The following is an 18,434-nucleotide window of genomic DNA, read 5'->3' as shown; positions in this document are numbered from 1 at the left end:
GCCCGCCTGCTTCGCTTGTGCAAGGCCGATGCCCCCAGTACCATTACCGCTCTCTTTTTCCGGCAGGAGCAGTTACATGATTGCGGGCAGTATGGTGGCATTGGTCACTCCCATGGATGCACAAGGGCGTCTTGACTGGGACAGCCTCGACAAACTTGTAGACTTCCACCTGGAAAACGGCACCCATGCGATCGTCGCTGTCGGCACCACCGGTGAGTCCGCCACGCTGGATGTCGAAGAACACATCCTGGTCATCAAGCACGTGGTTGAGCGCGTCAAGCGCAGCAGCCGCCGCATCCCGGTCATCGCCGGCACCGGTGCCAACTCCACTGCCGAAGCCGTGCACCTGACCCAGAACGCCAAGAATGCCGGTGCCGACGCCTGCCTGCTGGTGGTACCGTACTACAACAAGCCGACGCAAGAAGGCCTGTACCAGCACTTCAAGCACATCGCCGAAGCCGTCGACATCCCGCAGATTCTCTACAACGTACCCGGCCGCACCTCCTGCGACATGCAGGCCGATACCGTGATCCGCCTGTCGAAGGTCAAGAACATCATCGGCATCAAGGAAGCCACCGGCGACCTGGTACGCGCCAAGGCCATCCTTGATGGCGTCGACAAGGACTTCATCGTCCTGTCCGGCGATGACCCGACTGCCGTCGAGCTGATCCTGATGGGCGGCAAAGGCAACATCTCCGTCACCGCCAACGTCGCCCCGCGCGAAATGGCCGACCTGTGCGAGGCCGCCCTTGCGGGCAATGCCGAGAAGGCCCGCGCAATCAACGAAAAACTCATGCCGCTGCACAAGGACCTGTTCTGCGAAGCCAACCCGATCCCGGTGAAATGGGCGCTCGTCGAAATGGGCCTGATGCACAAAGGCATTCGCCTGCCGCTGACCTGGTTGAGCGAAGGTTGCCACGAAAAAGTCCGTACTGCCTTGCGCCAGTCCGGCGTACTGGTTTAAGAGGAAGTACACCGCATGAAGCGACTGGCTGGTCTTTCCGCCCTTGCCCTGATCATTTCCAGCACCAGTGGGTGTGGCTGGCTGTGGGGCGAGGATGGCTATTTCCGCGACCGCGGCAGCGATTACCTGCAGGCGCGCCCGACTGCGCCGATGCAGCTGCCGCCGGACGCCAGCAACGTCAAGCGCCTTGACCCGCTGCTGCCGATCCCGCGCAACGTCGCCGACGACAGCGCCACCGGTGAGTTCGAGGTGCCGCGCCCGCAACCGATGACCGGTGGCGCCGCCCAGGTTACCGACTACAGCCTGCAGCGCAGCGGCAGCAGCCGTTGGGTGCTGGCCCAGCATTCGCCGGCCGAGGTATGGCCGGTGGCTCGCCAGTTCTTCGAGGACAACGGCTTCCGCATCGCCGAAGAGCGTCCGCAGACCGGCGAATTCAACACCGCCTGGCAGCGTTTCGACGAACTGTCGGCATCGCTCGGCCAGCGCCTGGCCAGCACTGCCAGCAGTGCTGACAGTGAAGTGCGCGTGCGTGTGCGCATGGAGCCTGGCGTGCAGCGCAACACCTCCGAGGTGTATGTGGTCAGCGTCGAGCGCCCGGCTGGCAGCACTGCCGAGCCCGATTTCCCGTCCACCTCCAGCAACACCGGTGCCGATGCCCTGCTGGTCGACGAAATGCTTGCCAGCATGAACCGCAGCGCCGAGAAGGGCGGTTCGGTATCGCTGCTGGCCGCGCGCGATTTCGACGCGCCAAGCCGCGTCAGCCTGAGCGAAGACGGCAGCGGCAACCCGGTGCTGTACCTGGGCGCCGACCTGGACCGCGCCTGGTCCAGCGTGGGTCGTGCCCTGGAGCAGGGTGGCGAGTGGCGTGTCGAGGACATCAACCGCAGCCTTGGCCTGTACTACATCAACCTGTCTGAAAAGCCTGAAGACAAGCAGAACCAGCCTGGCTTCTTCGGCCGCATGTTCGGCAGCGAACCGACCAAGGAAGAGCGTGAAGCCCGTGCCGAGCGCTACCAGGTTCGCCTGAGCAAGGTGGGTGAGAGCGTGCAGGTCACGGTCGAGAAGAACATCAACACCGTGGCCCCGGCCGATGTCGCCCGCCGCGTGCTGAGCGCCATTCAGGACCACCTGGGCTAAGTGCGCTTCGCGGTACTCGGAAGCGGCAGCCAGGGAAACGGCACGCTGATCGCCAGTGGTGACACGTTCATCCTGGTCGATTGCGGGTTCTCCCTGCGTGAGACCGAGCGGCGCCTGGCGCTGCTCGGCGTGTCGGCGGCCCAGCTCAGTGCGGTACTGGTCACCCACGAACATGCCGACCACGTGCATGGGGTCGGCTTGCTGTCACGGCGCTACAATGTACCGGTCTACCTCAGCCAGGGGACCTTGCGCGGCATGCGCAAGCCGGTGGAGGTGGCCGGTTTTCTCGCTTGTGGCCAAAGCCTGCGTATCGGCAGCCTGGAAGTGACCGCGGCGCGGGTCGAGCACGACGCCTACGAGCCGCTGCAGTACGTGGTCAGCGACGGCCAGCGGCGCTTCGGCATGCTGACCGACCTGGGCTCGTACGACGCGCTGCTGTTGGAGCGTTACCAGGACCTGGATGCGCTGCTGATCGAGGCCAACCACTGCCGCGACCTGCTGGCACGCGGTCACTACCCGGCCTTCCTGAAGCAGCGGGTGGGTGGCATGCAAGGACATTTGAACAATCACCAGGCCGCGCGCCTGGTGCACGAGTTGGGCTGGAGCAACCTGCAACACCTGGTGCTGGCCCACCTCAGCAGCAAGAACAACCTGCCACACTTGGCTCGCCAGTGCTTCGTCGACACCCTTGGGTGCGACCCGGACTGGCTCCAGGTGGCGAATCAGGAACACGGGCTCGACTGGCGCGAAATCGCCTAGCCCAACACCTCAAGCAAGCGGAGCCCAATCATGGAAAAACGCGACGAACTCTACCGCGGCAAGGCCAAATCGGTTTACAAGACCGACGACGCCGACCGCTTGATCCTGCTGTTCCGTAACGACACTTCGGCGTTCGACGGCAAGCGCATCGAACAGCTCGACCGCAAAGGCATGGTGAACAACAAGTTCAACGCCTTCATCATGCAGAAACTGGAAGAAGCCGGTGTGCCGACCCAGTTCGACAAGCTGCTGGGCGACAACGAGTGCCTGGTGAAGAAGCTGGACATGATCCCGGTCGAGTGCGTGGTGCGCAACTACGCCGCCGGCAGCCTGGTCAAGCGCCTGGGCGTGGAGGAGGGCATCAAGCTGGAGCCGTCCACCTTCGAACTGTTCCTGAAGAACGACGAGAAGGGCGACCCCTTCATCAACGAATCCCACGTTGTCGCGTTTGGCTGGGGCACTGCCGAGCAGCTGGCCGAAATGAAAAAGCTGTCGTTGAAGGTCAACGAAGTGCTGAGCAAGCTGTTCGATGACGCCGGCCTGCTGCTGGTCGACTTCAAGCTGGAATTCGGCGTATTCCATGGCCAGATCGTGCTGGGCGACGAGTTCAGCCCGGACGGCTGCCGCCTGTGGGACAAAGAGACCCGCAAGAAGATGGACAAGGACCGCTTCCGTCAGGGCCTGGGCGACGTTATCGAAGCCTACGAAGAAGTTGCCAAGCGCCTGGGCGTGCCGCTGTAAGCGGTGCGTTCACGCAAGCGCCTGATACCACGCGATTTTTTTTAAAAAAAGGTTTGCGTTTTAAAAGAACGCTGGTATGATGCGCGGCATTGGAGAGATGCCGGAGTGGTCGAACGGGACGGATTCGAAATCCGTTGTACTGGCAACAGTACCTAGGGTTCAAATCCCTATCTCTCCGCCATATTAAAGGCCCCGAGCGCTGTATAGCCCTCGGGGCTTTTTCATTTGGGGGAATTTTGGGGGAATGGGGGAGCGTGTATTTCCCCCAAGCGTTCGCTATCATTCCGCCATGGCCTACTACGAAAAGCGCGGTGAAGCCTGGCGCGCCCAGATCCGCCGCAAAGGATATCCAACCCTCTCCGCCACCTTTGATACCAAGGCAGAAGCCCAGCGCTGGGCTGCCGAGATCGAGGGTGATATGTCTCGCGCCCGCTTCGTCGACATGCGCGAAGCCGAGAGCACCACATTGTCCGAGGCCCTGGATCGATACCTGTCAGAGGTAACCTCGACCAAGAAGGGCGCCAAGCAGGAAGAGGTCCGCATCCGGAAGTGGAAGGAGCACAAGCTCTCGAGCAAGGCGCTGGCCGCTATACGCTCGAGCGACATGGCCTGTTACCGCGATGCTGAGCTGAAAGAAGGGAAGTCGACAGCGACGGTTCGCCTCAACCTGGCGGTGATCAGCCATCTGTACACGGTGGCCACCAAGGAATGGGGCATCGAGGGCCTGACGAACCCGTGCCGGGCGATCCGGATGCCAAAGGGCAGCAAGGAGAGAGATCGGCGTCCTACGCCGGCTGAGCTCACCGCCCTCTACAAGGCGGCCGGTCAGATGAATGCCCAGCTCCCAGTGTTCATCGAGCTGGCGGTGGAAACAGCGATGCGTCGGTCTGAACTGCTGTTGCTGCGCCGCGACCAGGTGCGCGGCAAGGTGGCGTATCTGGAAGAAACCAAGAACGGCGAGCGGCGCGCTGTGCCATTGTCCTCCCGGGCGATCGCCCTACTGGAGGGCTTGCCCACGCCGATCAGTGGCGGGCGGTACTTCAGTCTGGCGCTCAATACGATCAGCAACTACTTTCCCAGGGCCTGCGTGGCGGCCGGAATTGAAGGCCTGCGCCTTCACGACTTGCGCCATGAGGCGAGCAGTCGTTTCTTCGAGCGCGGCTTCACCATGATGGAAGTCGCGAGTATAACGGGCCACAAGACCCTGGCGATGCTCAAGCGGTATACGCATCTTAGTCCTGATCATTTGGCTGAAAAACTTGGTTAACGCAGAGATCTCGAATGGTTAATAAGTATGGCAGGCGTCGCTGGCTACTGTTCACTGTTGTTTTTGGAATGATTCCGATCTTTTTTCGGCTTTCTACGTATTTGTTTCTGAACGACGCAGGCAGTTTTCAGCCGTTTACAGCTTCAGATTTTATCGCTCTGGGTATTGTGCTGCAGGTGTCTGTGTTTACGGAAATGAAGTATACGACAACAGATGATAATCATTGGAGGCAGCTTTTTGCAGGATGTGCGGCTTTATTCCTTACCTTATTTTCTGCCTTCTATCTACTGGTGCTGTTCTCAGAGCTGGGAAACAATATCAATTTAACGTTGATTTTAAAAGTTACTGCGGGTCTTGACTTTGTGTCTATATTGCTGTATCTGGCTGTTTATGATAGAATAACTGCTGCTACCGCGCACGCTCAATTGAGGGAAGTGCCATGAATACTGCGATAGTTGTAGTTAGTATTTTCGCCGGGGCTTTTGGTTTGATTCTAGTAGGGTGGTCAATTGTGAACACTCGAAAAAAATACTATGAAGATTTTTTAAAAAGGACTTCTGTGCGTGAAAAGCTTCGTTTACCTCGATGAGTATAAAATGTACTCTATGTCTTCTCAGCTTATGGAAGGAGTGACGGAGTATATTCTTCAAGAGTCTCGAGAAACGGCATCGGCTGAAGGCCACCAATCGGGACCTTTTCTTAGCGGTCGCAAGATTGGCGAGATAGTTGCCAGCGCATCATCGAATATCGAGAAAAAATTTCTCCATGATTATGCATATTCTATCTTTGAGTCTAAGTTAACGGAGTTGGACAAGCTTTTCTTTGCCACAAGTGACACCGATATTGAAAGTTTCATAGCGTCAGGTAAGAAAATGATCCGAGTGCGAGCTCGGGTGCAATTCCTAGATGCTGCCGAAATTGCGAAGGTCATGGGTTCTTTGGTTGACATGCAAGATGCCATCTCGGTGGTTTCGCGGAATGATGAGCGTGAGCAAGTTATTCAAGAGATACTTCAGCTTGAAGACCCGACATCCAAATCAGGTCGTGCCGGCATACTTAGAAAGAAACTGGCGGTATTGTCTGAGCCGGAAAAGTCAAAACTCGAATCTGAGAATGAGAGGGCAAACTATGCCACTTTGGCGGGTTTGATTTCAACACATTTGAAGGATCGGCTCGACGTTCTTATGAGCGCTGGCGATTTCCTGGTAAAGGCAGATATGAAAAGAGACTGCCTTAGGAATGAAGAGAATTTCATTTATAAAACCTATTCTCGCTTTTCGGATGTTGAACTTGTGCTGGTGGGCATTGTTACCCAAACTAATCGGGTAAAAAAATCTGAGACTTCCATTCTGCCCTCTGAAAATGAGGAGTCCGAGAGCGATGGTTTTAGAAATATGATCATGCGTGCGGTAGAGTGCTTCCAACAGCTTGACTCCTTGTTTACCGATGGGAAAGGAAGCGAGCTGGTGGTTGACCCTATCGCTCTGTATCTCGAAATTGATTGATCAAGTTTGGCTATGTGCTAGTTTAAGGCTTGGAAGAGGATTTTTGCGTTTTCTTCCAGTCTTGCCCGAATGCGGTTTGCCGGATTTTAGTTCATTTAGAAAAAGGTAGACATCTTGCTTCAGCCAGCAGTGCCGGTTGCCCATTTTGAAACTTTTTGGCAGCCACGGCACGCCTCGGCGAATCCCTTCCCTGATCGATGCCTCGGTGCGGCCCAGCAGCTTTGCTAGGCCCTCAACCGTCAGCACCTCGGTCTCTTCGCTCATTCCTTCCTCCCGACCTGACGCGTCAGATTTTGGTTGTCACGCTGAGCTGTCGCGTCAGTCATCTTCAATTCACTGATCACGGATTCGATGCCGGCCACATAGCTGCCTGGTCGGCCTACCGTTGCGCCGGACAGTCGCTCTACCACCACCTCGGCCGGAGATCCCCGCAGCGAGGCGACCAAGTCTATGGCCCAGCGCCTTGCCTCCAAATACATGAGCCGGTTGATGGGCCCGGTTGAAGGCATTGCTAGGCCATAGCGGCGGTTGTTGTGCTGCTGGGATCCCACTGGGCGGCATACCAGCACGGTCTCTCGGTCGAGCGAGCGAACGCCGGACAGGCATCAGCGCAACGAGATAGCGGTGACCGGTTGGCCGAAGTGATCGGCGAGCGGGGTGCCCGACAGGAAGAAAAACGACGCGCCATGGCGCAGGAGGAGGCGAGAGCCAATGCTCAGGAAGAACGAACGATTGCTAATGCTGGCGCTGATGACGCCGATGCTGCTGGCCAGCGGCTGCGCAGTGACGCCACACAGCTCGCCGCCACCGTCAGTTGCCCCGGCACGGATACCGGCGCTGTCGCCAGAGGCCAGACAGCCACCCGCGCCGCCATGGTGCTCTCCGACCTGCTCAGCCGGTCTGTCGCAACGAATCGAGAGCTGGCGCAGGCTTATGACCAAGCCAAGATCGCTGGAGAGCAGTGCGCACGGGAGTATGATGCGATTAAACCTTCCGGGTAGTGTGCTTCACAGCGACTGAATAATCGGCAAGAGTGCAATCACTGCTGGGCCGGACAATTTCATCGCCGTCTCAGCGAGTTGTATTGATTCATTGATACTGCCGATTACTTCGAAAACGGACTTCATGAATCCTTTCGAAGATTCATCTGCTTGGTCCAAGATCTCTGCGCTGTGACGGGACATAGCCCCAATCAGTCTGTCTACCTCATCTTCAAGCCCTTGGACGCCTGAAATCTTGTAGGAAATCAGCGCCTGGCGCAGAGACTCCAAGTTTTTGTGGAAAAGCTTTTTCAATGAATCAGGTAGGTCTGAGTCGAGGCAGTCACGCAGGAGCTGGTCCAGCTTCTCAATGAAGTCGATCGTTTGCTCTGAGCTCAGCTTACATTTCCCATGCTTTGCTTCAAGCGCATGATTTCCGAAAGCTAAAGCGTTTAGGGTGGTCTCGTCCAAGAATTGCTTGGAATTGTTCCAGCCACCGCTCAGGTCAATCCTTGCAAACATCTGATCAGTCTTTTTAAAGGGAGCGAGGTACAGCGTTTGGTCACCCTGAATGCCGTCTATCACGGCTTGCTTGGCTTGCCCATTAAGAACGATCAAATCAGACAGCAGCTTCAACAGCCCTCCAAGATCATCCGCTGGGGCGTCAAGAACTGCTTGCCAGACGTGCTGTGTGACCTCTGTGTTTTTAAAGCTGTACGCCTCACGAAGGATGTCATGCAGCCGACCTACGGGGTTATTCTTGATATCCATTGCCACTCTCTAGCGCAAGCAGTCAGTCGAGGTTCCTCCGGGTGGGCAACGACTCCCCGCGCGCCTTTTCCGGTGTCGAAATGCTATCAAAGATCTTGGGGGAATTTTGGGGGAATGAATCCCCCGAATTGTGTGGAATACTGTTGTGTCATGGTGTGTTGAAGTGTCTGATTTTGTTGGGATTTACAAAATAAGCTTAAAAAAATATGAGGTCGAAAACGGATTCGAAATCCGTTGTACTGGCAACAGTACCTAGGGTTCAAATCCCTATCTCTCCGCCATACGCGAAGTAGCCGAAGCCCCCGAAAACGTTAAAGTTTTCGGGGGCTTCGTCGTTTCTGGCCATTGGGTTAGGGCAAATTCAGGGCAGAAATTGAACATGCGAGGCCGTGTCGGGCATAGCTTTCGGCTAAGAGCACCGGCGTTGCTCCAACGTGCGGCTTGCTTACTCGATGGCAAACACCATACCGGCCAGAGGCGCGTTTAAGGCCGCCGCAATGCCCACTGCGCCCCCGGCAAGTATCGAACCCCACTTGCGTGATAGAAGTGGGTCGCCAGTCAGGTTTTCTAGGTCATCGAACTTGCTTTGGTCATGGCAGATGCTTTACGGATGCTGTATGCACCCCAGGCCAGGCCAAGCAATGCTGCAATCACCGATGCCGAAAGCACGCCAAGTTTCGCCGCCCCCAGCGCGCCAGGATCAACGAAGGCGAGATTGGCAATGAAGATCGACATGGTGAAACCGATGCCGGCCAGCAGCCCGACCAAGGTGATGCTGCGCCAGCTCACCCCGGCGGGAAGCGCGCACCAGCCCAAGCGGACCATCAGCCAACTGACGCTGACGATGCCCAAGGGTTTGCCAACTACCAGAGCGACAGCGACGGCGATCATCACCCACTGCGGGGCCTCGGCTGACAAATCGACACCCGAAAGATTTACCCCGGCATTGGCCAAGGCAAACACCGGCATGATGCCGAAGGCTACCCAAGGGTGCAGGGTGCCTTGCATGCGCACCACTGGCGGCACCAGCTCGCGCTGGGCCAGGCGCAGGTGCTTCAACGGGTCCATGAGGTCGCTGGCATCGCGCTCGGGCGCCCTGGCGCGCCCCAGCAGCTCTCCGGTGAATCGGCTGATTGCATCCAGTGGTCGCTCGCGCATCGGCATTGCGACCACTGGCGTCATCAGGCCCAGCACAACGCCTGCGAGGGTGGGGTGGGCTCCGGTCAACAGGATGCCCAGCCAGGTCACAAAGCCGGGAATGATGTACGCGTAGGCCGAACCCACTCCGATCTTCTGCAGCCCGATCACCATCAGCAGGCCGATCAGCGCAACCCCGAAACCGCTGTAATCGAGGCCGCCCGAGTAGAAGAACGCGATGATCAGTACTGCGATGATGTCATCGATGATGGCCAGGGCCAGCAGAAACACGCGGACGTTGGACGGGATCGACTTGCCGAGCAGCGCCAGGACACCTACCGCAAAGGCGATATCCGTAGCCGTCGGTACGGCCCAGCCTTGTTGTTCCGCCGCAGCGTGACCAAAACCCAGGTAGAAGAGCGCGGGTACGGCTACACCGCCAATGGCGGCTGCCATGGGCAGCATGGCCTGCCGAAGGCTGGACAGTGCGCCCTCGTGGATCTCGCGACGGATCTCCATGCCCACGACAAGGAAGAAGATGGTCATCAAGCCATCATTGATCCAGAAATGCAGCGACTGTGAATAGATCAGCGAACCCACGCCGATCGTCAACGGTGTGTGCCAAAGGGCGTCGTAGCTTTCGGCAGCCGGGGAGTTGGCCCAGATAAGCGCAGCAATAGCTGCAACCAGTAGAACGATGCCGCTGACCGCTTCAATGTGCAGAAAGCGTTCAAGGTTGGCGAAGGCACGCTCGGCCAATTCCTGGGCGCGAGACAATTCCTTTTTTTGCATAGGCGCAAGTACTCCCGCATGGCGGCCCGACCTGCGCTGTTCTTTAACCTGCCCCACTGCACCGTGCAGCTGGCACCCGTTCGGTAGTCTACCGAACAACCGCTACTCAAGGCTATGACGTGACCGTGAATGAGCGCGAAGATGGGCGGGTAACCTCTGGCCTAGAATCGCCAGAAAGCTGGAGAGACGAGTACCAGTACGGTCAGGATTTCGAGCCGTCCAAGCAGCATGCCGACAGTCAGCAGCCATTTGGCAGCGTCCGATAACGAGGCGAAATTACCTGCAGGACCGATAAGCGTTCCCAGCCCCGGGCCGACGTTGCACACGGCGGTAGCGGCCCCGCTCAATGCCGTTGTCCAGTCGAGCCCTAGCAGCGAGAGGCCAAGGGCGATGACCGCGATGGTGACTGAGAAGAAGAACGAAAACGTCAGCAGTGAGCGCACGATCTCTTCATCGATCGGGTGCCCATTGTATTTCTTCGAGATTGTTGCCCTTGGATGGATCAACTGTTTCAGGCTGCTGACAAGCAAGGCCGCGGCCACCTGGAAACGGAATATCTTCAGGCCTCCAGCGGTAGACCCCGAGCAGCCACCGACGAACGTCAGGTAAAAGAACAGCATGATGGCGAAGCTGCCCCAGAGCGTGTAGTCGCCCACGGCAATGCCCGTGGTGGTCACCACGGAGGTGACGTTGACCGCCACGATACGGAACGCATCCCACCATGACAGATCGCTGTGCAAGCAGAGCCAGGTTCCGACCGTGAGCCAGATGAAGACGAGAAAGCCAATGAAACCGCGGACTTGATGGTCATCGAGCAGGATGCGCCGATGGCCACGCAGCGTGGCCACATACAGGGTGAAAGGGAGGCTGCCGAGGATCATGATGACAACGGCTACCCAATGCACCGCAGGCTGCCCCCAGTGGCCCAGCGAGGCATCGGAGGTAGAGAAACCACCGGTTGAAATCAGTGCCATCGAATGATTGATGGCTTCGAACGGGGTCATGCCGGCAGCCCACAACGCCCATGTTCCCAAGACTGTCAGGCCCACATAGATGATCAGGATCATCTTGGCCGCAACATGCGAGCGGGGTGTCACTTTGTCTGACCAATCCGAAGATTCGGTCTGGAACAGGCGCATGCCACCTACGCGCAGCAGGGGCAGGATCGCGACAGCCATGCCGATAAAGCCGATGCCGCCCAGCCAGTGCAGCAAAGACCGCCAGATAAGCAACCCGGGCGATGCATTGTCCAGCCCGGTCAGTACCGTTGAGCCGGTGGTGGTGATCCCTGACATGGTTTCGAAGAACGCGTCCGTGTAACTGATGTGCCGGATGAACACCATCGGCAAGGCCGCAAATGCGCAAACGATGACCCAGCTTGCCGTTGTAAGCAGGTACATGTCCCTGGCGCGCAGTTGCGGTGCGCCGGGAGCGCCTCGGGCCACCATGACCAGGCCTGCGCAGAGCACGATAAGGCTTGACTAGACGAAAGCGCCGAGATCATCGCTGCGGTCGTACAGCAGCGGTGTCAGCATCGGGATTACCATGCTGACGGCCAAGGTGATCAGGAATACACCAATAATGAAGGCTATGAAGCGCAACGCTGGAAGCGGCATTAGTTGAGCTCGTGCGGACAATGCCGGCAGTATTGCCTGCCGTACAGCAATGTCGAGTAAAAAAGCCGTAATGTCTTAGGACAGTTCATACAGAGCCACTCGATTGTTGCACAGGTGCAACTAGCCAGTGCACCTTGCGGCTTGGATCCAATGCCAGGGTTCTGTATCATCCCGCCGCCATCAGACGATGGCCGAAGATGATTCATTTAAAGGACTTAGTATGAAAAAGCTGTTCAAGGCTACTGTAGCCGTTGCTGTCGTTTCGGGTGTTGCCCTGCTGTCGGGTTGCACTGGTCAGGTTTACAACCAGCCAAAAAACTGCACCTACGACTACCTGTTCCACCCTTCGGTTTCCATCTCCAAGATCATCGGTGGCTGCGGCCCGATCGATAAACTGCCTCAGCAGCAGTAATCTTGGCGGTACCCTGATCGCGACGCTTGCGGCGTGATCCAAGGCCCCCGGTCATGTACATGGCCGGGGGTTTTTGTTTGTGGCCACTTCAGATGCAGGTCTTGCCAGAAGGCCCGGCTCGCGGATACCAGTGCATTGAACGCTGCCTGGGCTCAGGCCCAGATATCACCGATGGTAAAGCCTTCGGGGAACGGGTCGTCGTGGTCGAGCACGAAGGTGTTCAGGCCGTAGATCCAGCTTTTGCCGGTGATGGTTGGTACCACGGCCTCGTTGCCGCCGATGCTGGTTTCATCGATCAGGCGGCCGGTGTAGATGTTGCCGAGCAGGCCCTGATGGCGGAAGTCCTGGTGCAATGGCAGCTCGCCCTTGGCGTGCAGGGTGGCCATCTTCGCCGAGGTGCCGGTACCGCACGGGGAGCGGTCCAGCGCCCCGGTCCAGGTGGCCGGGTCGTCCCACGAGAACTCGCCGCAAGTCATGGTCACCGCGTTCTTCCAGTCGGCGTTGGGGTCTTCGCTGGGGCCGGATAGCTGCGAGATGGTAATGCCGATGTCGGGGTAGTCGGGGTGTGCCACCGGCAGTTGCTCGATAGCCGCCTGGCGGATCATCGACGATACCCGGGCGATTTCGGCGCCGTGCTGCGGGATCAGTTGCAGGCCTTTGAACTGGCGCACGTCGGCGATTACATAGAACATGCCGCCCCAGCCCACGTCCACGCGCACCTTGCCCAGGTGCGGTACGTCGATTTCGGCATCCAAGTGTGCGGCGAACGCTGGTACGTTCTGGAAGGTGACGGCCTTGACCTTGCCGCCCTCGCATCGGGCCTTGATGCGGATCAGCCCGGCCGGGGCCTCCAGCACCAGCTCGGTGAGCGGCTCCTGCATCGGCAGCATGCCCATCTCCAAAAGCACGGTGGCCACCGAGATGGTATTGCTGCCGGACATCACCGGGTACTCGATCTGCTCCATGATGATGTAGCCGGCGTCGGCCTCGGGGTGGCTTGGCGGGACGATGATGTTGCAGCAGTGCGCCGGATAGCCGCGCGGTTCACGCAGCATCAGCTTGCGCAACTGGTCGTCGTTGGTTTCGAGCCATTTCATCTTGGCGTGTACGCTGTCACCGGGGATGTGCGGTACGCCGCCTGTGATGACGCGCATGGGGATGCCGGCGTGGGTGTCGACGGCGTGGATGGTGCGTTTGAATGACATATGGGCGGCCCTGTTCTGATCGGATTGAGGCGGGGTCTGGGGCGCAGGATAAAGCGGTGGGGCGGGGCTGTAAGTCGAATAAATCCGATCGGGTGACCGGTTTTTTGAATGGCATTTGCGCAGGCCTGTGCCGGCCCTTTCGCGGGCAAGCCCGCTCCCACACGGGCGCACAGGCCTGAGACAACCCGCCACCTTGACTCCCGGGCCGGCAATTTGTTTGTGCTGGCATTTAAGTTACAATCGGAAAAACGATTCAGCCTTGTCGGTCAATTCGACAAAAGGCCGAGTCGTTTTCTGGTTCTCTGGCTGCTGAACAATGATCAACAACAAGCCTGCGCTGCAGAACATGCTTTACCTGGGCCAGCCACAGGCCCGCCCTCTGTTCTCCTGACTGGAATCGATCAATGTTCAAGAAAGCTGGCAAGACCTTGCTGGGTCTGGCTGTCGCTGCAAGCGTCATGCAAGCGCACGCCGCAGAAACCAAGAAAGTAGATGTGCTGCTGGTCGGCGGCGGCATCATGAGCTCGACCCTGGCCGTGTGGCTGCACGAGCTGGAGCCAAGCTGGTCGATGGAAATGGTCGAACGCCTGGATGGCGTGGCCGAAGAAAGCTCCAACGGCTGGAACAACGCCGGTACCGGCCACTCCGCGCTGGCCGAGCTGAACTACACCCCGGAAGACAAGGACGGCAACGTCAACATCGCCAAGGCCATCGAAATCAACGAGGCCTTCCAGATCTCCCGCCAGTTCTGGTCGTGGCAGGTCCGCCAGGGCGTGCTGAAGAACCCGCACTCGTTCATCAACACCACTCCGCACATGAGCTTCGTGTGGGGCGATGACAACATCAAGTTCCTGAAAAAGCGTTATGACGCGCTGCAGGCCAGCCCGCTGTTCCGCCCGATGCAGTACTCCGAGGACCACGCGCAGATCGCCAAGTGGGTCCCGCTGATGATGGAAGGTCGCGACCCGAACCAGAAGCTGGCCGTGACCTGGACGCCAATCGGTACGGACGTCAACTTCGGCGAGATCACCCGCCAGTTCGTCGGCCACCTGAAAACCCAGGAAAACTTCGACCTGAAGCTGTCCAGCGAAGTGCAGGACATCACCCGCAACAAGGACGGCTCGTGGCACGTCGAGTACAAGAACCTGAAGGACGGTAGCGAATCGGCTACCGACGCCAAGTTCCTGTTCATCGGTGCCGGTGGCGGCGCGCTGAAGCTGCTGCAGAAGTCGGGCATTCCTGAAGCCAAGGAATACGCTGGTTTCCCGGTGGGTGGCTCGTTCCTGGTGACCGAGAACCCGACCGTGGCCATGCAGCACATGGCCAAGGCCTACGGCATCGCCTCGACCGGTGCGCCACCCATGTCGGTTCCGCACCTGGACACCCGCGTGCTGGATGGCAAGCGCGTGATCCTGTTTGGCCCATTTGCCACCTTCTCGACCAAGTTCCTGAAGAACGGCTCGTACCTGGACCTGCTGAGCAGCACCACCACCCACAACGTGTGGCCGATGACCAAGGTCGGCATCGATCAGTACCCGCTGGTGGAATACCTCGCTGGCCAGTTGATGCTGTCTGACGACGACCGCTTCGAAGCCCTGCGTACCTACTTCCCGAACGCCAAGAAGGAAGACTGGCGCTTGTGGCAGGCCGGCCAGCGCGTGCAGATCATCAAGCGTGATGCCGAGAAGGGTGGCGTGCTGAAGCTGGGCACCGAGGTGGTCGCTTCGCAAGACCGCACCATTGCCGGCCTGCTGGGTGCATCGCCAGGTGCTTCGACTGCTGCACCGATCATGCTGAACGTGCTGGAAACCGTGTTCAAGGAGAAGGTCGCTACCCCAGAGTGGCAGGCCAAGATCAAGCAGATCGTGCCAAGCTACGGCACCAAGCTGAACGACTCGGCGGCGGCCACCCAGAAAGAGTGGAACTACACCGCTGAAGTGCTGCAGCTGGAGAAACCACCGGTGATCGACGAGAGCGTCGGCACCACGGTTGCACCTAGCCAACCGGTCGAGAGCAAGCCTGAGAATGACATGGCGCTGTAATCGGCCATTGTTGTGACAGAAGCCACGGGGGAGACCTCGTGGCTTTTTTGTTGCCTGTGTCCGGCCCCTTCGCAGCACAAGGCTGCTCCTACAGGTACGGCGCCGTATCTGTAGGAGCAGCCTTGTGCTGCGAAGGGGCCAGCTCAGGAAACCACTGATCGGAAACCCAGCTCAGCCCCAATAAAAACATATTTTTATGCTTAAATTAATCTTGTCAGTCGATCCCCTCCAGGAGGGTGCCGTCATGAACATCAAGATTGCCGCCTTACTGCTGCTAGCCCTGTGCGCCCAGCCGGCATGGAGCCAAAGCTACTCCTACTCCAGCGAAACCCCTGCCGCCAAACCTGCCGAATCTGCTGCAATGACCACACGCATGGCCCTGCGCGACCTGTGGGTCGAGCACATCTTCTGGGTGCGCAACTATGCCGTGGCCAATCAAGCCGGCAATGCCAAGGAGGCCGAAGTCGCTGCCAAGGAAGTGGTCACCGACGCCACCAGGATCGCCAACAGTATTGCCCCGCTGTACGGCCAGCCTGCCGCCGATCAGTTGCTGAAGCTGCTGGCCGGCCACTGGGGCGCCATAAAGCACTACAGCGACGCCACCGTGGCCAAGGACAAAAAAGGCCAGCAAGCCGCGGTCAACGAGCTGAACAGCAATGCCAAGGCCATTGCCGCGTTTCTGGCCAAGGCCAACCCGAACCTGCCCGAGCCGACCCTGCTGACGCTGCTCAGCGCCCACGGCGGGCACCACGTGGCCCAGATCGACCAGTTGGCGGCCGCTGACTACGTAGGCGAGGCGCGCACCTGGGCGATGATGCGCGAGCATATCCTGACCCTTTCCGACGCTCTGGCTGCGGCGTTGGTCAAGCAGTTCCCGGACAAATTCTGATGCTCGAAGGCCTGGGCCGTACCCAACAGGACCTGCTCCATGCGTTGCTGCTCCAGCCGGCCGGCATGAGCATCGACGACCTGGCGCAGGCCCTGGCAATCACCCGCACGGCGGTGCGCCAGCACCTGGCAGCGCTGGAGCGCGACGGCCTGGTCAAGCGTGGCGCTACCCGGCCCACCGGGCGACGCCCGGAGCAGCTGCACGAGCTGACCGAACAGGCCCGCGAACTGTTCCCGCGGCAGTACCCGTTGCTGGCCAACCTGCTGATTGCGGAAGTGGCCGGCTTGCTGGGGCAGGAGGCGTTGCTGACGCTGATGCGCCAGCTGGGGCGCAAGCTGGCGGCGGACCTGGAGCATCAAGTGGTGGATGAAGCACGCATCGTCGAGCACATGAACAATGCCGGGTACGAGGCACAGGTGTTCTTCCGCTCGGGGGGCGAGCCGCAGATCGTTGCGCACAATTGCGTGTTCCATCACCTGGCCAAGGCTCACCCGGTGGTGTGCGAGCTGGACCTGGCGCTGATCGGGGCCTTGGGTGGGGCCGAGGTGAGCCATGAGGAGTGCATGCTCAGGGGAGGGCAGGTATGCCGGTTTGCCCTGGGCAAGAAAGAAGATTGATTTTGCCTGTTCTGGCCCTTTCGCGGGTAAACCCGCTCCCACAGAGATCGCACAGGTCTTGAAGACAGTGATTATCCTGTAGGAGCGGGTTTACCCGCGAAGAGGCCGGCACAGGAAAATCACTGCTGCCGCAGAATGCAGTCCAGCAGCCCGGGAAACCGCTCCCCCAGCATCTCGCTACGCAACGAATTCATGTGGGTAGTCCCCACATTGCGGGTATGCACCAACCCCGCATCACGCAGCACGCGAAAATGGTGGGACATGCTCGACTTCGGCCGGCCGCCGTCCAGCTCGCCACAGCTGGCTTCGGCCACGCCCGCCAGGTGGCGCACGATACCCAGGCGCACCGGGTCGCTCAGGGCATAGAGCAGGCGTTCCAGGGTGAGGTCTTCAGAATTGGGATGTTGATAGGCTCGCATGGTCGTCATGATAACGGGGCTATCATTAATTGCCATAGTTCGATTATGATCGAACTATCGTAATCAGATAGCCCGGGAGCTTGCCCATGTCCGCTTTGTTCGAACCGTATACCCTCAAGGACGTCACCCTGCGCAACCGCATTGCCATTCCACCGATGTGCCAATACATGGCCGAGGACGGCATGATCAACGGCTGGCACCACGTGCACCTGGCCGGCCTGGCCCGTGGTGGTGCCGGCCTGCTGGTGGTCGAGGCCACTGCCGTGGCACCGGAAGGGCGCATCACCCCCGGTTGCGCCGGCATCTGGAGCGATGCCCACGCCCAGGCTTTCGTGCCGGTGGTGCAGGCAATCAAGGCCGCCGGTTCCGTGCCAGGTATCCAGATTGCCCACGCCGGGCGCAAGGCCAGCGCCAACCGCCCGTGGGAAGGTGACGACCACATTGCCGCCGACGACGCCCGCGGCTGGGAAACCATTGCCCCGTCCGCCATCGCCTTCGGCGCGCACCTGCCACAAGTGCCGCGCGAGATGACCCTGGACGACATTGCCCGGGTCAAACAGGACTTCGTCGATGCCGCCCGCCGTGCGCGCGATGCCGGTTTCGAGTGGATCGAGCTGCACTTTGCCCATGGTTACCTGGGCCAGAGTTTCTTCTCCGAGCACTCCAACAAGCGTACCGACGCCTACGGTGGCAGCTTCGACAACCGCAGCCGCTTCCTGCTGGAAACCCTGGCAGCGGTACGTGAGGTATGGCCAGAGAACCTGCCCCTGACCGCGCGTTTTGGTGTGCTGGAGTACGACGGCCGGGATGAGCAGACGCTGGAAGAGTCGATCGAACTGGCGCGCCGTTTCAAGGCTGGCGGCCTCGACCTGCTGAGCGTGAGTGTCGGCTTCACCATTCCCGACACCAATATCCCGTGGGGCCCGGCGTTCATGGGGCCGATTGCCGAGCGCGTGCGCCGTGAGGCGAAGCTGCCGGTGACCTCGGCGTGGGGTTTTGGTACGCCGCAACTGGCGGAAGCAGCGCTGCAAGCCAATCAGCTGGACCTGGTATCGGTAGGGCGTGCGCACCTGGCAGACCCGCACTGGGCTTACTTTGCGGCCAAGGAGTTGGGGGTGGAGAAAGCCTCCTGGACCTTGCCTGCACCGTATGCGCACTGGCTCGAGCGTTATCGCTGAGTG

Annotated in this window: 18 protein-coding genes, 1 tRNA gene and 2 pseudogenes; 14 read left to right on the top strand and 7 right to left on the bottom strand. The window is 59.3% G+C overall.

Annotated features, from left to right (window positions below; all coding sequences use genetic code 11):
- Positions 1 to 76: 76 nt before the first annotated feature.
- The 8 genes from dapA to CAG18_RS21835 all read left to right on the top strand — a co-directional run bounded on the left by dapA (position 77) and on the right by CAG18_RS21835 (position 6,373).
- Complete coding sequence (dapA, locus tag CAG18_RS21870) at positions 77 to 964, top strand: 4-hydroxy-tetrahydrodipicolinate synthase (RefSeq protein WP_061552682.1); 888 nt, start codon at positions 77 to 79, stop codon at positions 962 to 964.
- A 15-nt stretch (positions 965 to 979) separates the two neighbouring features.
- On the top strand, positions 980 to 2,101 hold the full coding sequence (gene bamC / locus CAG18_RS21865) for an outer membrane protein assembly factor BamC (RefSeq protein ID WP_085721536.1): 1,122 nt from the start codon (positions 980 to 982) through the stop codon (positions 2,099 to 2,101).
- Positions 2,102 to 2,860, top strand: a complete 759-nt coding sequence (locus tag CAG18_RS21860) for an MBL fold metallo-hydrolase (RefSeq protein WP_085721535.1) — start codon at positions 2,102 to 2,104, stop codon at positions 2,858 to 2,860.
- 30 nt (positions 2,861 to 2,890) lie between these two features.
- On the top strand, positions 2,891 to 3,601 hold the full coding sequence (purC, locus tag CAG18_RS21855) for a phosphoribosylaminoimidazolesuccinocarboxamide synthase (protein ID WP_004375217.1): 711 nt from the start codon (positions 2,891 to 2,893) through the stop codon (positions 3,599 to 3,601).
- Between the two features lie 91 nt (positions 3,602 to 3,692).
- Positions 3,693 to 3,782, top strand: a tRNA-Ser gene (locus CAG18_RS21850).
- Between the two features lie 108 nt (positions 3,783 to 3,890).
- Positions 3,891 to 4,868 carry a site-specific integrase gene (locus tag CAG18_RS21845; RefSeq protein WP_085721534.1) on the top strand — a complete coding sequence of 326 codons (978 nt, stop codon included), beginning with the start codon at positions 3,891 to 3,893 and terminating at the stop codon, positions 4,866 to 4,868.
- A 14-nt stretch (positions 4,869 to 4,882) separates the two neighbouring features.
- The gene (locus CAG18_RS21840) at positions 4,883 to 5,311 is read left to right on the top strand and encodes a hypothetical protein (RefSeq protein WP_143492679.1); all 429 of its coding nucleotides are present in this window, start codon (positions 4,883 to 4,885) and stop codon (positions 5,309 to 5,311) included.
- Positions 5,312 to 5,431: 120 nt separating this feature from the next.
- Positions 5,432 to 6,373 (top strand): hypothetical protein, encoded by a 942-nt coding sequence (locus CAG18_RS21835; protein ID WP_085721532.1) that lies wholly within the window; start codon positions 5,432 to 5,434, stop codon positions 6,371 to 6,373.
- Here CAG18_RS21835 and CAG18_RS21830 read toward each other — a convergent pair whose 3' ends face one another.
- Positions 6,374 to 6,637 (bottom strand): AlpA family transcriptional regulator, encoded by a 264-nt coding sequence (locus CAG18_RS21830; protein WP_085721531.1) that lies wholly within the window; start codon positions 6,635 to 6,637, stop codon positions 6,374 to 6,376.
- 254 nt (positions 6,638 to 6,891) lie between these two features.
- On the opposite strand from CAG18_RS21830, the gene CAG18_RS21820 reads away from it, so the two are divergent.
- Positions 6,892 to 7,374, top strand: a complete 483-nt coding sequence (locus tag CAG18_RS21820) for a DUF2514 domain-containing protein (RefSeq protein WP_085721560.1) — start codon at positions 6,892 to 6,894, stop codon at positions 7,372 to 7,374.
- A gap of 6 nt (positions 7,375 to 7,380) precedes the next feature.
- On the opposite strand, the gene CAG18_RS21815 is transcribed toward CAG18_RS21820, so the two are convergent.
- The 4 genes and pseudogenes from CAG18_RS21815 to CAG18_RS21805 all read right to left on the bottom strand — a co-directional run bounded on the left by CAG18_RS21815 (position 7,381) and on the right by CAG18_RS21805 (position 11,669).
- Entirely contained in the window at positions 7,381 to 8,124 is a 744-nt protein-coding gene (locus CAG18_RS21815) for a hypothetical protein (RefSeq protein ID WP_085721530.1), read from the bottom strand.
- 448 nt (positions 8,125 to 8,572) lie between these two features.
- Positions 8,573 to 8,653 (bottom strand): annotated as a pseudogene (locus CAG18_RS26800) (chloride channel protein); the annotation flags it as partial.
- Positions 8,654 to 8,691: 38 nt separating this feature from the next.
- Complete coding sequence (gene nhaA, locus CAG18_RS21810; RefSeq protein WP_085721529.1) at positions 8,692 to 10,053, bottom strand: Na+/H+ antiporter NhaA; 1,362 nt, start codon at positions 10,051 to 10,053, stop codon at positions 8,692 to 8,694.
- Positions 10,054 to 10,214: 161 nt separating this feature from the next.
- Positions 10,215 to 11,669 (bottom strand): annotated as a pseudogene (locus CAG18_RS21805) (TrkH family potassium uptake protein).
- A gap of 220 nt (positions 11,670 to 11,889) precedes the next feature.
- Here CAG18_RS21805 and CAG18_RS21800 point away from each other — a divergent pair.
- Positions 11,890 to 12,081: a YhfL family protein gene (locus CAG18_RS21800; RefSeq protein WP_003254720.1), complete on the top strand. Its 192-nt coding sequence runs from the start codon at positions 11,890 to 11,892 to the stop codon at positions 12,079 to 12,081.
- 152 nt (positions 12,082 to 12,233) lie between these two features.
- Here the strand turns inward: CAG18_RS21800 and CAG18_RS21795 are convergent, their stop codons facing one another.
- Entirely contained in the window at positions 12,234 to 13,286 is a 1,053-nt protein-coding gene (locus CAG18_RS21795) for a proline racemase family protein (RefSeq protein WP_085721528.1), read from the bottom strand.
- Positions 13,287 to 13,690: 404 nt separating this feature from the next.
- Here CAG18_RS21795 and mqo point away from each other — a divergent pair, with 404 nt between their 5' ends.
- The 3 genes from mqo to CAG18_RS21780 all read left to right on the top strand — a co-directional run bounded on the left by mqo (position 13,691) and on the right by CAG18_RS21780 (position 16,834).
- Entirely contained in the window at positions 13,691 to 15,328 is a 1,638-nt protein-coding gene (gene mqo / locus CAG18_RS21790) for a malate dehydrogenase (quinone) (protein WP_085721527.1), read from the top strand.
- A 244-nt stretch (positions 15,329 to 15,572) separates the two neighbouring features.
- Complete coding sequence (locus CAG18_RS21785; protein WP_085721526.1) at positions 15,573 to 16,217, top strand: hypothetical protein; 645 nt, start codon at positions 15,573 to 15,575, stop codon at positions 16,215 to 16,217.
- Positions 16,217 to 16,834 carry a metalloregulator ArsR/SmtB family transcription factor gene (locus CAG18_RS21780; protein WP_085721525.1) on the top strand — a complete coding sequence of 206 codons (618 nt, stop codon included), beginning with the start codon at positions 16,217 to 16,219 and terminating at the stop codon, positions 16,832 to 16,834. Before CAG18_RS21785 ends, CAG18_RS21780 begins: the two co-directional genes overlap by 1 nt.
- 119 nt (positions 16,835 to 16,953) lie before the next feature.
- Here CAG18_RS21780 and CAG18_RS21775 read toward each other — a convergent pair whose 3' ends face one another.
- Positions 16,954 to 17,289: a helix-turn-helix transcriptional regulator gene (locus CAG18_RS21775; protein WP_003259528.1), complete on the bottom strand. Its 336-nt coding sequence runs from the start codon at positions 17,287 to 17,289 to the stop codon at positions 16,954 to 16,956.
- 50 nt (positions 17,290 to 17,339) lie between these two features.
- Between CAG18_RS21775 and xenA the strand changes: the two genes are divergently transcribed.
- Entirely contained in the window at positions 17,340 to 18,431 is a 1,092-nt protein-coding gene (gene xenA, locus CAG18_RS21770; protein WP_085721524.1) for a xenobiotic reductase XenA, read from the top strand.
- The last annotated feature ends 3 nt before the right edge of the window (positions 18,432 to 18,434 follow it).

The sequence above is a fragment of the Pseudomonas sp. B22(2017) genome, from assembly GCF_002113105.1.
Taxonomy (GTDB): domain Bacteria; phylum Pseudomonadota; class Gammaproteobacteria; order Pseudomonadales; family Pseudomonadaceae; genus Aquipseudomonas; species Aquipseudomonas asiatica.
Note: the sequence above shows the minus strand (reverse complement) of the source record. Positions and strands in the feature narration are given on the sequence as shown.

What these genes read in the sequence shown, in the direction of transcription:
- CAG18_RS21800 (WP_003254720.1), top strand. Translation starts at nt 11,890, where the DNA reads ATGAAAAAGCTGTTCAAGGCTACTGTAGCCGTTGCTGTCGTTTCGGGT.
- mqo (WP_085721527.1), top strand. Translation starts at nt 13,691, where the DNA reads ATGTTCAAGAAAGCTGGCAAGACCTTGCTGGGTCTGGCTGTCGCTGCA.
- dapA (WP_061552682.1), top strand. Translation starts at nt 77, where the DNA reads ATGATTGCGGGCAGTATGGTGGCATTGGTCACTCCCATGGATGCACAA.
- CAG18_RS21780 (WP_085721525.1), top strand. Translation starts at nt 16,217, where the DNA reads ATGCTCGAAGGCCTGGGCCGTACCCAACAGGACCTGCTCCATGCGTTG.
- CAG18_RS21840 (WP_143492679.1), top strand. Translation starts at nt 4,883, where the DNA reads ATGGTTAATAAGTATGGCAGGCGTCGCTGGCTACTGTTCACTGTTGTT.
- CAG18_RS21830 (WP_085721531.1), bottom strand. Translation starts at nt 6,637, where the DNA reads ATGAGCGAAGAGACCGAGGTGCTGACGGTTGAGGGCCTAGCAAAGCTG.
- purC (WP_004375217.1), top strand. Translation starts at nt 2,891, where the DNA reads ATGGAAAAACGCGACGAACTCTACCGCGGCAAGGCCAAATCGGTTTAC.
- CAG18_RS21785 (WP_085721526.1), top strand. Translation starts at nt 15,573, where the DNA reads ATGAACATCAAGATTGCCGCCTTACTGCTGCTAGCCCTGTGCGCCCAG.
- CAG18_RS21775 (WP_003259528.1), bottom strand. Translation starts at nt 17,289, where the DNA reads ATGGCAATTAATGATAGCCCCGTTATCATGACGACCATGCGAGCCTAT.
- CAG18_RS21795 (WP_085721528.1), bottom strand. Translation starts at nt 13,286, where the DNA reads ATGTCATTCAAACGCACCATCCACGCCGTCGACACCCACGCCGGCATC.
- CAG18_RS21845 (WP_085721534.1), top strand. Translation starts at nt 3,891, where the DNA reads ATGGCCTACTACGAAAAGCGCGGTGAAGCCTGGCGCGCCCAGATCCGC.
- nhaA (WP_085721529.1), bottom strand. Translation starts at nt 10,053, where the DNA reads ATGCAAAAAAAGGAATTGTCTCGCGCCCAGGAATTGGCCGAGCGTGCC.
- CAG18_RS21815 (WP_085721530.1), bottom strand. Translation starts at nt 8,124, where the DNA reads ATGGATATCAAGAATAACCCCGTAGGTCGGCTGCATGACATCCTTCGT.
- bamC (WP_085721536.1), top strand. Translation starts at nt 980, where the DNA reads ATGAAGCGACTGGCTGGTCTTTCCGCCCTTGCCCTGATCATTTCCAGC.
- xenA (WP_085721524.1), top strand. Translation starts at nt 17,340, where the DNA reads ATGTCCGCTTTGTTCGAACCGTATACCCTCAAGGACGTCACCCTGCGC.